This window comes from Lysobacter sp. 5GHs7-4 (genome assembly GCF_021284765.1).
GTDB lineage: Bacteria > Pseudomonadota > Gammaproteobacteria > Xanthomonadales > Xanthomonadaceae > Lysobacter.
This window is the reverse complement of sequence record NZ_CP089924.1, coordinates 1,425,034-1,437,732: the sequence shown is the minus strand read 5'-3', so window position 1 is coordinate 1,437,732 and position 12,699 is coordinate 1,425,034. Positions and strand designations below refer to the sequence as shown.

Annotated in this window: 12 protein-coding genes; 10 read left to right on the top strand and 2 right to left on the bottom strand. The window is 70.7% G+C overall.

Translation table 11 applies throughout. The annotated features are described in order from the left end of the window. Positions 1 to 4: 4 nt before the first annotated feature. The 6 genes from LVB77_RS06210 to LVB77_RS06185 all read left to right on the top strand — a co-directional run bounded on the left by LVB77_RS06210 (position 5) and on the right by LVB77_RS06185 (position 5,461). The gene (locus LVB77_RS06210; protein WP_232909317.1) at positions 5 to 451 is read left to right on the top strand and encodes a hypothetical protein; all 447 of its coding nucleotides are present in this window, start codon (positions 5 to 7) and stop codon (positions 449 to 451) included. After that, entirely contained in the window at positions 448 to 1,014 is a 567-nt protein-coding gene (locus LVB77_RS06205) for a nucleoside deaminase (protein WP_232909316.1), read from the top strand. The genes LVB77_RS06210 and LVB77_RS06205 overlap by 4 nt, the downstream gene beginning before the upstream one ends. Positions 1,015 to 1,435: 421 nt before the next feature. Further along, complete coding sequence (gene rlmM / locus LVB77_RS06200) at positions 1,436 to 2,506, top strand: 23S rRNA (cytidine(2498)-2'-O)-methyltransferase RlmM (protein WP_232909315.1); 1,071 nt, start codon at positions 1,436 to 1,438, stop codon at positions 2,504 to 2,506. A gap of 113 nt (positions 2,507 to 2,619) precedes the next feature. Further along, positions 2,620 to 3,321: a hypothetical protein gene (locus tag LVB77_RS06195; RefSeq protein ID WP_232909314.1), complete on the top strand. Its 702-nt coding sequence runs from the start codon at positions 2,620 to 2,622 to the stop codon at positions 3,319 to 3,321. Between the two features lie 218 nt (positions 3,322 to 3,539). Further along, positions 3,540 to 4,046 (top strand): nuclear transport factor 2 family protein, encoded by a 507-nt coding sequence (locus tag LVB77_RS06190; RefSeq protein ID WP_232909313.1) that lies wholly within the window; start codon positions 3,540 to 3,542, stop codon positions 4,044 to 4,046. A gap of 110 nt (positions 4,047 to 4,156) precedes the next feature. Next, positions 4,157 to 5,461 carry an MFS transporter gene (locus tag LVB77_RS06185; RefSeq protein ID WP_232909312.1) on the top strand — a complete coding sequence of 435 codons (1,305 nt, stop codon included), beginning with the start codon at positions 4,157 to 4,159 and terminating at the stop codon, positions 5,459 to 5,461. A gap of 61 nt (positions 5,462 to 5,522) precedes the next feature. Here the strand turns inward: LVB77_RS06185 and LVB77_RS06180 are convergent, their stop codons facing one another. Together LVB77_RS06180 and ubiH are read right to left on the bottom strand one after the other, a co-directional pair. Then, positions 5,523 to 6,716 carry an FAD-dependent oxidoreductase gene (locus LVB77_RS06180; RefSeq protein ID WP_232909311.1) on the bottom strand — a complete coding sequence of 398 codons (1,194 nt, stop codon included), beginning with the start codon at positions 6,714 to 6,716 and terminating at the stop codon, positions 5,523 to 5,525. Beyond that, complete coding sequence (gene ubiH, locus LVB77_RS06175; protein WP_232909310.1) at positions 6,713 to 7,972, bottom strand: 2-octaprenyl-6-methoxyphenyl hydroxylase; 1,260 nt, start codon at positions 7,970 to 7,972, stop codon at positions 6,713 to 6,715. The genes LVB77_RS06180 and ubiH overlap by 4 nt, the downstream gene beginning before the upstream one ends. 175 nt (positions 7,973 to 8,147) lie before the next feature. Here ubiH and LVB77_RS06170 point away from each other — a divergent pair, with 175 nt between their 5' ends. The 4 genes from LVB77_RS06170 (at position 8,148) to LVB77_RS06155 (ending at position 12,622) form a co-directional block, all read left to right on the top strand. Continuing rightward, positions 8,148 to 8,735 (top strand): hypothetical protein, encoded by a 588-nt coding sequence (locus LVB77_RS06170; protein ID WP_232909309.1) that lies wholly within the window; start codon positions 8,148 to 8,150, stop codon positions 8,733 to 8,735. Positions 8,736 to 8,748: 13 nt separating this feature from the next. Then, the gene (locus tag LVB77_RS06165) at positions 8,749 to 9,303 is read left to right on the top strand and encodes a cob(I)yrinic acid a,c-diamide adenosyltransferase (protein ID WP_232909308.1); all 555 of its coding nucleotides are present in this window, start codon (positions 8,749 to 8,751) and stop codon (positions 9,301 to 9,303) included. A gap of 2 nt (positions 9,304 to 9,305) precedes the next feature. Next, positions 9,306 to 10,226, top strand: coding sequence for a histone deacetylase family protein (locus tag LVB77_RS06160; protein WP_232909307.1), 921 nt, complete (start codon positions 9,306 to 9,308; stop codon positions 10,224 to 10,226). Positions 10,227 to 10,675: 449 nt separating this feature from the next. Beyond that, complete coding sequence (locus LVB77_RS06155) at positions 10,676 to 12,622, top strand: S9 family peptidase (RefSeq protein WP_232909306.1); 1,947 nt, start codon at positions 10,676 to 10,678, stop codon at positions 12,620 to 12,622. The last annotated feature ends 77 nt before the right edge of the window (positions 12,623 to 12,699 follow it).

Sequence of the window (12,699 nt, the reverse complement as noted above, 5' to 3'; positions counted from 1 at the left end):
GACCATGCGCCGACTCGCCGTACTGCTGTTGGGCTGCCTGCTGCTGGCGTTGCTGGCCGCCTGTACCGCTCAGACCTCCTCGCCGACGCCCGCGCCGGCCGCCGACGCGGCCACGCCGGCCGCGACTCCGGCCGCGCCGGAACCCGCGGCGCCGCCGGTCGCGCAGTTCCCGACGCCCGGCCAGCATTCCGACGCGCTGGAGCCGGTGGCGATCGCCATGGACCTGAGCTGCGCCAGCGACAACGACTGCGTGGTCAAGAACGTCGGCAACTGCTGCGGCCAGTTCAACGCCTGCGTCAACCGCGGCAGCCCCGCCGATCCGTCGGCGGTGATGGCGCAGTGCGCGAAGGAAGGCAAGATGTCGATCTGCGGCGCGCCGGTGATCGCCGGCTGCGCCTGCGTGCAGGGCCAGTGCCGCGGCGTCGCCGCGCAGCACGGAGTACCGATGTGAGCGCCGTCCTCCTGCAGACCCGGGTCGAGCTGCTGCTGCCGGACTGGATCGACGCCGCGGTCGACCGCGAGCGCCGCTACGTCAGCGACGAGGACAAGGTCGCGCTGGCGGTGGAGTTGTCGCGTCGCAATATCGATCTGGCCAGCGGCGGTCCGTTCGGCGCCGCGGTGTTCGACGGCGAAGGCCGCGTGGTCGGCGTCGGCGTGAATCGTGTGGTGCCGCAGACCTGTTCGGTCGCGCACGCCGAGATGATGGCCTTCATGACCGCGCAGGCGGCGACGGCGCGCTACCGCCTCAACGAAACCGGCGCCATGACCCTGGCGACTTCGGCCCAGCCCTGCTGCATGTGCTACGGCGCCAGCTTCTGGGCCGGCATCGACACCCTGCTGATCGGCGCGCGCTCGGAAGACGTGATGGCGCTGACCGAGTTCGACGAAGGCCCGCTGCCGGCGGACTGGATCGGCGAACTCGAACGCCGCGGCATCGCGGTGCGCCGCGACCTGCACCGCGAGGCCGCGCGCGAGGTGCTGCGGCGTTACGGCGAGAGCGGCGTGGCGTACTGATGTCGGCGCGTCCGGTTGCCGCGCTCGGTTGCGCTTGACCGAAGCGGTGGATCGGATCGCGCCTTGCTGACCCTATCCCGCGACTTCCTACCTCCGTCATTCCGGCCAAGGCCGGAACCCATTTCGCTTTCGCTCCCTCGTTGATCCAAGCAACGGCAACATGGGTTCCGGCTTTCGCCGGAATGACGGGATGGGTGGTGCCGTCGCCGGACGCACCCGTCGCGACGAACGACGGTTTGCACTGGCAGGTCAACGCGCGCCATCTCTCACGACTCTCGCTCCAACGCTCTACGCACCCTCCTCTTCACCCCGCCTGCATCAACGCATTGCTCCACCGCCCCAGCGTGAATGCCGCCGCGTCACCGCTCTAGCCGCACTGTCTGTGCTTCACTCCCCCCACTAGCCCCAGCCGACCGCCGCCATGACCGATTCCGCCCTGTTCTGCTGGTGCCGCGCCGGCTTCGAGCCCGAGCTCGCGGCCGAACTCGGCGAACGCGCGGCCAACGCCGGTCACCCCGGCTACGCGCGCACCGAGCGCGGCAGCGGCTACGTCGAGTTTCTGTGCGAGAACGCCGCCGCCCTCGCCCGCGCCCTGCCCTTGTCGCGGTTGATCTTCGCGCGCCAGAAGCTGCTGCGCGTGGCCGATCTGCGCGGGCTGGATCCGCGCGACCGCATCACCCCGATCCTGGCCGCGCTGGACGCCAGCGCCGACGCCGGCGACATCCCGGCGCTGTACGGCGAGCTGTGGGTGGAACACCCCGATTCCGACGCCGGCAAGCCGCTGGCCGGGCTGGCGCGCAGTTTCGCCAACGCGCTGCGCCCCGCGCTGCGCAAGGCCGGGCGCCTTACGCATCAGCCGGATGCGGGCCGGCCGCGCCTGCACGTGATCTTCCTCGAAGGCGACCATGCCGTGGTCGCGGTGGCCGACACCCGCGACGCCTCGCCCTGGCCCCTGGGCATTCCGCGGCTGCGCATGCATCCGGACGCGCCCAGCCGTTCTGCGCTGAAGCTGGAGGAAGCGCTGCTGACGCTGCTGGACGACGAAGAGCGCGAGCGCCTGGTGCGCGACAACATGCAGGCCGCCGACCTGGGCGCGGCACCCGGCGGCTGGACCTGGGTGCTGATGCGCAACGGCATGAAGGTGACCTCGGTCGACAACGGCCCGCTGCGCCAGGCCCTGCTCGACAGCGGCCGCGTCGATCATCTGCGCGCCGACGGCTTCCAATGGCAGCCGCGCCGCACCGTCGACTGGATGGTCTGCGACATGGTCGAACAGCCCAGCCGCGTGGCCGAACGCATGGCGACCTGGCTGCGCGAGGGCTGGTGCCGGCAAACCATCTTCAACCTCAAGCTGCCGATGAAGAAGCGCTGGGAGGAAACGCGCGTGTGCCTGGAGCTGTTCGAGCATCAGACCCATCGCCCGTTGATCGTGCGCGCGCGCCAGCTGTATCACGACCGCGAAGAGATCACGGTGTACGCGCGACCGCGCTGACGCCGCATTCATCGCCGGCGCGGCGTCGTGTTCAGCCGGCGTTGCGCTCGTTTACATCGGATTGACCGCGTCGGGTTTAGGGTCGCCTCGCCCCACACCGCACGAGGGTCACCATGACTACCCATGCCCACCAACACGGTTTTCGATTGAGTCGCATCTCGCTGCTGGCTTTGGCGCTGGCCGCCGCGGGTCTGAGCACGCAGGTGCACGCGCAGGCCAAGTCCAAGGTCGGCGCGCAGGTCAACGCCAACGCCGATGCCAAGGTCGCGGTGGAAGACGCGCGCGACGCGCGCGACGACGCCCAGGCCGCGAAGAACGCCGCGCAAGACGCCATCGCCACCCGCAACGGCGGCGCGGTGACCGAACACGGTGCCGCGACCGCTGCCGCCACCGCCTATCAAGCCAAGCAATCGGCCATCGACGCGCAGGCCGCCGCGCACCGCGCGGTGAACGCCGCACAGGACGCCCAGGCCGCGCAGACCGCGGCGCAGACCGGCGCCAATCCGGTCGGTGCCGCCGCCGAGGCCGGCCAAGCCGCGCTCGCCGCGCGCGATGCCAGCGCCGCGGCCGCCGACGCCAGCCTGCGCGCGCAGGCCGCCGCCGACGCCACCGCGCAAGCGACCACCGCGCCGCCGGCGTCGGCGCTGCCCAGCGTCGGCTACCGCATCGACTTCCCGGTGCTGGACGGCGACCGCGACGGCCGCATCAACCGCGTCGAAGCCGGCGGCCACGCCGCGCTGACCGCGGACTTCACCCTGTTGGACGTCGACGGCGACGGCTACCTGAGTCCGCGCGAGTTGGAAGGCCGGATGTAAGCGAGGCCGCGATCCGGGCGGAAGGCCGTTTCGTCCACGGCAGCCCGGCGTTTCCATCGCCCTGCAGTCCACGCGACGCCCCGCACGCCGGGGCGTCGCGCTGTGCGACGGCAGGCGCGCAGGCTCCGCGCCTGTCGTGCGGCATGGGGACTTGCGGCCGATGCGCCGCACCACGGACTGGGTATAGTCGGCTGCCCACGACCCTGCGAGTCAGCGGCATGAAGATCGGTCTACGCATCCTGGTTCCGCTGCTGGCCGCCGCCGTGGCGATCGCCTGTCCCGCCGTCGCCGCCGACCAGGACGCGAAGGGCACCAAGCCGGCCGCCGATCCGCTGTACGACACCGTCGCCGCACTCGACACCGCGGTGTTCGACGCGTTCAACACCTGCGACAAGCCCGGACAACTGCAGAAGCATGCCGGCTACTTCGATCCCGCGGTCGAGTTCTATCACGACACCGGCGGCGTCACCTGGTCGCGCCAGGACATGCTGGCCAACACCGAAAAGTACGTGTGCGGCCACTTCCGCCGCGAGCTGATCCCGGGCAGCCTCAAGGTCTACCCGATCAAGGACTTCGGCGCGATCGCGCAGGGCTCGCACCGCTTCTGCCAGTTCGCCGACGGCTCCTGCGACGGGCTGGCGGATTTCGTGATCGTATGGCGCCACAAGGACGGCGCCTGGCAGATCACGCGCGTGCTGAGCTACGGCCACCGCACCGCCCCCTGATCGGCCGCGCGACGGGCGATCCGCCCGCCGCGCGAAAGCCAAACCCGGGCGCACGCGCGGCGCGGGCGATGACGTACATTGCCGGTTCCGTCCGCCGCCCCTGAAAGCCGATGACCGATAGCCCCGCGACACCCGCCGCGCGCGCCCTGGACCGCAAGGACCTGCGCACCCTGTCGCTGGCCGCGCTGGGCGGTGCGCTGGAATTCTACGATTTCGTCATCTTCGTCTTTCTGACCGAGAGCCTGCGTCAGCTGTTTTTCCCGCCCGACATGCCGGGCTGGCTGTCGACCCTGCAGGTCTACGGCATCTTCGCCGCCGGCTATCTGGTGCGGCCGATCGGCGGCATCGTGATGGCGCATTTCGGCGACCGCTCCGGGCGCAAGCGCATGTTCACCCTCAGCGTGTTCCTGATGGCGCTACCGACGCTGGGCATCGGCCTGCTGCCGGTGTACGCGCAGATCGGCGTCGCCGCGCCGCTGTTGCTGCTGGCGCTGCGCATCGTCCAGGGCATCGCGATCGGCGGCGAGGTGCCCGGCGCCTGGACCTTCGTGTCCGAGCACGTGCCGCCCAACCGCGTGGGCTTCGCCTGCGCCAGCCTCTCGGCCGGACTCACTGCCGGCATCCTGATCGGCTCGCTGATTTCGGCCGCGGTCAACACCTGGTTCGCGCCGGCGGTGGTGCTGGACTGGGCCTGGCGCCTGCCGTTCCTGATCGGCGGCGTGTTCGGCTTCTTCGCCGTCTACCTGCGGCGCTGGCTCAGCGAGACGCCGGTGTTCACCGCGATGCGCGAGAGCCGGCAGCTGGTGCAGGAACTGCCGCTGAAGCGGGTGCTGCGCGAGCACGCGGGCAGCGTGATCGTGTCGATGCTGGTGACCTGGCTGCTGACCGCTGCGATCGTGGTGATCATCCTGATGACGCCGACCATCGTGCAGCAACGCTTCGGCATCGCGCCCACGCAGGCCTTCCTGGGCAACAGCCTGGCCGCGTTCTGCCTGACCGTGAGCGCGGTCGGCGCCGGCCTGCTGGCCGACCGCATCGGCCGCGCGCGGGCGCTGCTGGTCGGCGCGCTGGGCGTGCTGTTGAGCAGCTATGCGCTGTACTACGACCTCAATCACGGCGCGCAGCACTTCCTGTTGATGTACGCGCTGGCCGGCACCTTCGTCGGCGTGGTCGGCGTGATCCCGGCGGTGATGGTGGCGGCGTTTCCGGCGCCGGTGCGGTTCTCGGGACTGTCGTTCTCCTACAACGTCGCCTATGCGGTGTTCGGCGCGCTGACGCCGCCGTTGCTGGCCTCGCCGTGGATGCGCGGGCTGGGCGGGATGGCGCCGGCCTACTACGTAATGGCGGTGGCGACGATCGGCGTCGCGGTGGCGTTGTACCTGATGATCAAGCGGCCGACATCATCGTTGGATTGAGGCGAAGCGCTGGGCGCGTGCGGCGATGCGGGTCGCCTTTGGCTCACCGCACCCTACGGCGTCAGACGCCCGCGGCGCGGCGCCAGAACGCGTGCGTGACCGGCGGCAGTTTGCCGGCCAGGCCCAGCAGCGGGCCGCGCAGCAGGGTCGCGGCGACGGCGTTGTTCGAGAACAGGCGGTTCAGGCCGTCGAAGCCGTACGCCGCCAGCGCGTTCTCGCTGCGACGCTCGCGCTCCCAACGCTGCAGACGCGAAGCGCCGCCCGGGTCGGCGCCGCGGCGTTGCGCGCAGGCCAGCACGCCGCGCAAGGCGGCGACGTCGCGCAGGCCCAGGTTCACGCCCTGCCCGGCCAGCGGATGCACCACATGCGCGGCATCGCCGGCGATGGCGACGCGGCCGCTGACGTAACGCTGCGCGAGCTGTCGGCGCAGCGGAAACGCGACCCGTTTGGAAACCGCGCTCAGCGCACCCAGGCGTCCGCCGAAGGCATGCTCGAGCTCGCGCAAGAAGACCGCCTCGTCGACCTGCAGCAAACGCTCGGCCTCGGCCTCCGGCAGCGTCCAGACGATGGAGCTGCGGCGGCCGTCGTGACCGGCGCAGGGCAGGAACGCCAGCGGCCCGGTCGGCAGGAAACGCTGCCAGCAGGTGGACTGGTGCGGAAGCTCGTGGTCGACGTAGGCGACCAGGCCGTTCTGGCCGTAATCGTGGGTGGCGGTCTCGATGCCGGCCAGGCCGCGCAGCTGCGATTCGGCGCCGTCCGCGGCCAGCACCAGGCGCGCGCGCAGACGGCCGCCGCCGGCCAGCAGCAGTTCGGCGCTGTCGGCGTCGGCGCTCTGCTCCAGGCCCTCGACCTGCTCCGGGCAATGCAGGCGCACGCCCGCGGCCGGCAGCGCCGCCCACAAACGGTCCACCAGCAGGCCGTGCTCGACGATCCAGCCCAGCTCGCGACGGCCGAAGGCGTCGGCTTCGAAACTCAGTTCGCCGCCGCCGGCCGCATCCCACACGCGCATCGCGCGGTACGGCTGCGCGCGCGCGGCGAGCACGCCGTTCCACACGCCCAGGCCGTCCAGGAAGGCGGCGTTGTCGGGCGCGAACGCGTACACGCGCAGGTCCGGCGCATCCTCGCGCCAGCGCGGCGGCTCGCGGCTTTCGACCAGGGCGACCTCGAGCCCGTCGCGCGCGAACGCCAGCGCGGCGGCAGCGCCGACCACGCCGGCGCCGACCACGGCCACGTCCAGCGGACCGCGCCGGCTCATGCCTGCGCTCCGCGGCACAGGGCCGGCACGTCGCCGCGGTAGCCCATCGCGCCGCCGACCAGATAGGCCTGCGCCGAGGGCAGGCGGTCGGCCGCGAACAGGCCCAGGCTGCGCAGCGGGCGCAGCAACGACGACGGGTGGGCGGTGATGCGGGCCAGACCGTCGGAGAACGCGATGGTGCGTTCGCGGTCCTCGCGGCGGCGGCGCTCGTAGGCGTCCAGCAGCGGCGCCGCGCCGGCATCGACCGCGCCGTCGGCGACGCGCGCGGCTTCGATCAGTTCGGCCAGGGTCAGCGCGTCGCGCAGGCCCAGGTTGAACCCCTGCGCGCCGATCGGATGGATGGTCTGAGCGGCGTTGCCGACCAGCAACGCGCGCGGCGCGAGCCGGCGCTGGGCCAGCACGCGGATCGCCGGGTACGCGTTGCGCGCCCCGCAGGACAGCAAACGCCCGACGCGCCAACCGAAGGCGTCCTGGACCTGGGCCAGGAACCCGGCCTCGTCCAGCCCCGCCACCGCATCGGCCAGTTCGCGGCGCACGCCGTGGACCAGGCCGTAGTGGCCGTCGCCGCGCGGCAGCAGCGCGGTAGGACCGCCCTCGCCGAGTCGCTCGTAGGCGGTGCCGTCGGGCGCGCGCTCGGCGCGCAGCCGGCTCACGAACAAGGTCTGCTGGTAATCGTGCTCGTCCGCACCGATCCCCAGCGCCTCGCGCACGCCGCTGCGGGTGCCGTCGGCGGCGACCAGCAGGCGCGTGCGCAGGGTGCGCTCGCCGGTGCCGTCGGCGACGCGGATCGCGCGCGTGGCGTCGTCGCCCTCGGCAAGACCGACGAAGCGCACCGGACGGTAGCGCTGCAGGCGCGGCAGCTCGGCCAGGCGCGCTTCCAGCGCCTCGCCGAAGTCGCGCGCGGTCACCACCCGGCCGAACTCCTCGCGGCCGTAGCGCTGCGCGTCCAGCAGGCTGCGGCCGAAATCGCCGCGCCGGCTGATGTGGATGCGGCGGATCGCGCCGCTGGGCGCGCGCAGCTTCTGCAGCACGCCCAACGCGCCCAAGGCGTTGACGGCGGCCTCGGCGAAACTGAGGTTGCGTTCGTCGAACACCGCCGGCAGCGCGCCGGGCGGCGCGGCCTCGATCAGGCCGACATTCAGGCCGCTGCGGTCCAGGGCGATCGCCAGGCTGGCGCCGACCAGGCCGCCGCCGACGATCAGCACATCGTGGAGGGTCTGCGCCGGATCGCGGGGTGCGTGAGCGTCTTGGGTCATGCGTTCATGATACGGCGGCGCTCGCGACGAATCCGTCGTCGGCGCGCGCATCGGCCGATTCAGGGCCTGTCGGCGGCCTGCGATCAAGCACTTAGCGGCCGGAGGCGGCACTTTCGCCGCAGGTTCCTTAGAATGGGCGGATTGGCGCGCCAGTCCGGCGTCGGGAGCCTTAGCCATGAAGCCCACCACCCAACGCAGTCTGATCCTCGCCCTGCTGGCCCTGTTGATGGTCGCCACGCGCGTCAACCACTGGGCGCCGATCCCCGACGCCTCCTGGGCGGTGTTCTTCATCGGCGGCTTCTACCTGCGCCAGTGGACGCGCTGGGCGTTCCCGCTGCTGATGGCGCTGTCGGTGGCCGTCGATTACGCCGTGATCACCGGCCAGGGCCTGAGCTTCTGGCAGCACTACTGCGTCTCGGCCGCGTATTGGTTCCTGGTGCCGGCCTATTTCGCCATGTGGGCCGGCGGCCTGTGGGTGGCGCGCAACTACTCGCGCAGCTGGCGCACGCTGGGCCTGACCGCGATCGCGCTGGTCGCCTCGACCATGGTCTGCCAGCTGCTCAGCCAGGGCAGCTTCTACTGGCTGTCGGACTCGGTGGCGAACAAGTCCGTCGCCGGCTGGGCCGCGAACTACTTCCAGTGGCTGCTGCCTTACATGCAGACCGCCGCCACCTACGTCGGCATCGCGGTCGTGGTCCACGCGATCGTCGCTTCGGCGAGCAAGTCCACGTCGGCCGCGGCCGACCTGACCGACAAGCGCTGATCCGCGCGGCACGATGGGCAACCGTCTCTCCAAGATCTACACCCGCACCGGCGACGACGGCAGCACCGGTCTGGGCGACGGCAGCCGCATCGCCAAGGACTCGGCGCGCGTGGGCGCCTACGGCACGGTGGACGAGGCCAACTCGACCATCGGCCTGATCCTGGCCAGCGAGCTGCCCGAGACGATCCGCGACCAGTTGGTCGCGATCCAGCACCAGATGTTCGACCTCGGCGGCGAGCTGTGCATCCCCGGCCACGCCGCCATCTTCGACGCCGACATCGACCGGCTCGAACAGTGGCTGGACGCGCACAACGAAGACCTGCCGCCGCTGAAGGATTTCATCCTGCCCGGCGGCGGCGAAGCCGCGGCGCGCTGCCACATCGCGCGCACCGTGGTCCGCCGCGCCGAGCGCGAGACGGTGGCGCTGGCGCGCGTGGACACGATCCGGCCCGAGGCCGTGCGCTATCTCAACCGCCTCTCCGATCTGCTGTTCGTGCTGGCGCGCGTGCTCGCGCGCGCCAGCGGCCACGGCGAGGTGCTGTGGAACCACGAGCGCCGCAAAGGCTAGCGATGCGCGTCTACACGCATCCGGCCTGCACGCGCCACGACCCGGGTCCGGGCCATGCCGAGCGGCCGTTGCGTCTGGTCGCGGTCACCGAAGCCCTGCGCGAATCCTTCGCCACGCTGGACTGGCACGAGGCGCCCAGCGCCAGCCGCGGCCAGTTGCTGCGCGCGCACGACGACGCCCTGCTGGCGCTGGTGCTGGACACGCCGGTGGACGGTCCGATGCAGCTGGACCCCGACACCGTGCTCGCGCCCGGCTCGGCCGAAGCGGCCCTGCGCGCCGCCGGCGCCGGCGTGGCCGCGGTGGACGCGGTGCTCAAGGGCGAGGAAACGCGCGCGTTCTGCGCGGTGCGTCCGCCCGGCCACCACGCCACCGGCTCGGCCGCGATGGGCTTCTGCCTGTTCAACAACATCGCCGTCGCCGCCGCCCACGCCTGCGACAAGCACGGCCTGGAGCGCGTGGCGGTGATCGATTTCGACGTTCATCACGGCAACGGCACGCAGGCGATCTTCGACACCGATCCGCGCGTGCTGTACGTGAGCTCGCATCAGATGCCGCTGTATCCCGACACTGGCTACGCCGACGAGCGCGGCGTGGGCAACATCATCAACGCACCCTTGCCGCCGGGCGCGGGCAGCGCGACCTTCCGCAAGGTCTGGAGCGAACGCCTGCTGCCGGCGATCGACGGCTTCCGCCCGCAGCTGGTGCTGATCTCGGCCGGCTTCGACGCGCACCGGCGCGACCCGCTCGCGCAGTTGGAGCTGGACGGCGACGACTACCGCTGGATCACCGCCGAACTGGTGGCGATCGCCGACAAGCACGCACGCGGCCGCGTGGTCTCGATGCTGGAAGGCGGCTACGACCTGGCGGCGCTGCGCGAATGCGCGGTGGCTCATGTAGGCGCGCTGCTGCCGTCCGCCTCCTAAGCGCACACCGGCAGTAGGATGCGGTGACAACCGCATCGTCGCGTATGCACCGTGGCCTGCGATGGTGCGGTTCGCCTTTGGCTCACCACACCCTACCGCAGCGGCACCGCCCTCACCTTGTAGAAGGGGATTGGGGGGTTGCTTTGCCGGCACGCTCCGATTCAACGCGAAAAGCAAATCCTCCCCAACCCGCCCGGCCAGCAGGCGCAGCCTGCTGGCGTTCACCCGCGCACGAACCTGCGGTTCGTAGACGCGCGGTCTCACCCTTTTCCGAAGGAGGGAGCGCATCCGAAGCAGGTCGAACTGCTTCCCCCTTTTGAAAAGGGGGATTGAGGGGGATTTGCTTTGCCGGCATGCTCCGATGCGATGCGAAAAACAAATCCTCCCCACCCCTCCTCCACAAAGGAGGAGCAGGGCGAGGCACCCATGGCCATCACAAGGACCGTCTCATGCACCGCTCCGGATTGCTGCGCACCCCCTTAGCCCTGGCCTTCGCCCTGGCCACGCTGATCCCGATCCACGCGCTCGCCGCGCCCCCGGCCGCGGCCTCCAGCGCGACCCTGCCGTCCAAGCAGTACCGCATCCAGGACTTCATCGACACCGTCGGCGTGGCCGGCGCCTCGTTCTCGGCCGACGAATCGCGCCTGCTGTTCTCGTCCAACAAGTCCGGTATCTGGAACGCCTATTCCATGCCGGCCGGCGGCGGCGAGTGGACGCCGGTGACGCGCTCGACCACCGACAGCACCTACGCGGTGGCCTACTTCCCGCACGACGACCGCGTGCTGTTCACCCGCGACCAGGGCGGCAACGAACTCAATCACCTGTACGTGATCGACCGCGACGGCAAGGAGCGCGACCTCACCCCGGGCGACAAGCTCAAGGCCGGTTTCGAGGGTTTCAGCCACGACGGCAAGCGGTTCTACGTCAGCAGCAACGAACGCGACCCCAAGGTCTTCGACCTCTATCGCTACGACGCCGCCCACTACACGCGTGAACTGGTCTACCGCAACGACGGCGCCTACCAGCTCGGCCCGATCTCGCCCGACGGGCGCTGGATCGCGCTGGCCAAGCCCACGACCACCAACGACGCCGACCTGTTCGTGGCCGAACTCGGCAGCGGCAAGGCCACCAAGGTCTCCGAGCACAGCGGCGAGGCCCTGTTCGCCGGCCAGGATTTCAGCCCCGACTCCAAGTGGCTGTACTACACCGCCAACGACCGCGGCGAATTCGCCGAACTGCGCCGCGTTGAGGTGAACACCTGGAAGCACGAGCCGGTGCAGAAAACCGACTGGGACATCACCGACAACTACTTCTCCCATGACGGCAAGTACCGTGTGGTCGCGATCAATCAGGACGGCAGCACCGCGATCCAGTTGTTCGATCACGCCAGCGGCAAGCCGGTCGCCCTGCCCAAGCTGCCGGCCGGCGAGATCCGCAACGTCAGCATCTCGCGCTCGGAAAAGCGCATGGCGTTCTACCTCAACGGCGACCGCCAGCCCAACGACCTGTACACGCTGGACTTCGGCGGCGAGGCCAAGCAGCTCACGCGCTCGCTCAATCCCGCCATCGCCGCCGCCGACCTGGTCGATTCCAGCGTGGTGCGCTTCAACAGCTTCGACGGCCTGGCGATCCCCAACATCCTGTGGAAACCGCACCAGGCCAGCTCGCAGGCCAAGGCGCCGGCGCTGGTGTGGGTGCACGGCGGCCCGGGCGGACAGACCACGCGCGCGCACAGCGCGGTGATCCAGTACCTGGCCAACCACGGCTACGTGGTGCTGGGCATCAACAACCGCGGCAGCTCCGGCTACGGCAAGACCTTCTTCGCCGCCGACGACGGCAAGCACGGCCGCGAGCCGCTGCAGGACACGCTGTCGGCGAAGAAGTACCTGCAGTCGCTGGACTACGTCGACCCGGACCGCATCGGCATCATCGGCGGCAGCTACGGCGGCTACATGACCGTGGCCGCGCTGGCCTTCCATCCCGACGAGTTCAAGGTCGGCGTAGACATCTTCGGCGTGACCAACTGGCTGCGCACGCTGGAGAGCATCCCGCCGTACTGGGAGAGCTTCCGCCTGGCGCTGTACAAGGAGATCGGCGACCCGGCCACCCAGCGCGATTTCCTGATCGCCACCTCGCCGCTATTCCACGCCGACAAGATCAACAAGCCGCTGATGGTGCTGCAGGGCGCCAACGACCCGCGCGTGATCAAGCCCGAGTCCGACGAGATCGTCGCCGCGGTGCGCAAGAACGGCGTGCCGGTGGAGTACGTGGTGTTCGACGACGAGGGGCACGGTTTCAGCAAGAAGAAGAACCAGATCGAGGGCTACGGCAAGATCCTGAACTTCCTCGATACCTACCTGAAGGGCGACGGCGCGCCGCGTACCGGCCAGCCCTGAACGACCGGCGCGCGCAACGCGCGTGCCATCCCGCATGCGCCGCCCGGCCGCGCCACGGCCGGGCGGTGTCGCAAGCG

Coding starts and splice junctions, on each gene's coding strand:
- LVB77_RS06210 (WP_232909317.1), top strand. CDS start 5: ATGCGCCGACTCGCCGTACTGCTGTTGGGCTGCCTGCTGCTGGCGTTG.
- rlmM (WP_232909315.1), top strand. CDS start 1,436: ATGACCGATTCCGCCCTGTTCTGCTGGTGCCGCGCCGGCTTCGAGCCC.
- LVB77_RS06195 (WP_232909314.1), top strand. CDS start 2,620: ATGACTACCCATGCCCACCAACACGGTTTTCGATTGAGTCGCATCTCG.
- LVB77_RS06190 (WP_232909313.1), top strand. CDS start 3,540: ATGAAGATCGGTCTACGCATCCTGGTTCCGCTGCTGGCCGCCGCCGTG.
- LVB77_RS06185 (WP_232909312.1), top strand. CDS start 4,157: ATGACCGATAGCCCCGCGACACCCGCCGCGCGCGCCCTGGACCGCAAG.
- LVB77_RS06180 (WP_232909311.1), bottom strand. CDS start 6,716: ATGAGCCGGCGCGGTCCGCTGGACGTGGCCGTGGTCGGCGCCGGCGTG.
- ubiH (WP_232909310.1), bottom strand. CDS start 7,972: ATGACCCAAGACGCTCACGCACCCCGCGATCCGGCGCAGACCCTCCAC.
- LVB77_RS06170 (WP_232909309.1), top strand. CDS start 8,148: ATGAAGCCCACCACCCAACGCAGTCTGATCCTCGCCCTGCTGGCCCTG.
- LVB77_RS06165 (WP_232909308.1), top strand. CDS start 8,749: ATGGGCAACCGTCTCTCCAAGATCTACACCCGCACCGGCGACGACGGC.
- LVB77_RS06160 (WP_232909307.1), top strand. CDS start 9,306: ATGCGCGTCTACACGCATCCGGCCTGCACGCGCCACGACCCGGGTCCG.
- LVB77_RS06155 (WP_232909306.1), top strand. CDS start 10,676: ATGCACCGCTCCGGATTGCTGCGCACCCCCTTAGCCCTGGCCTTCGCC.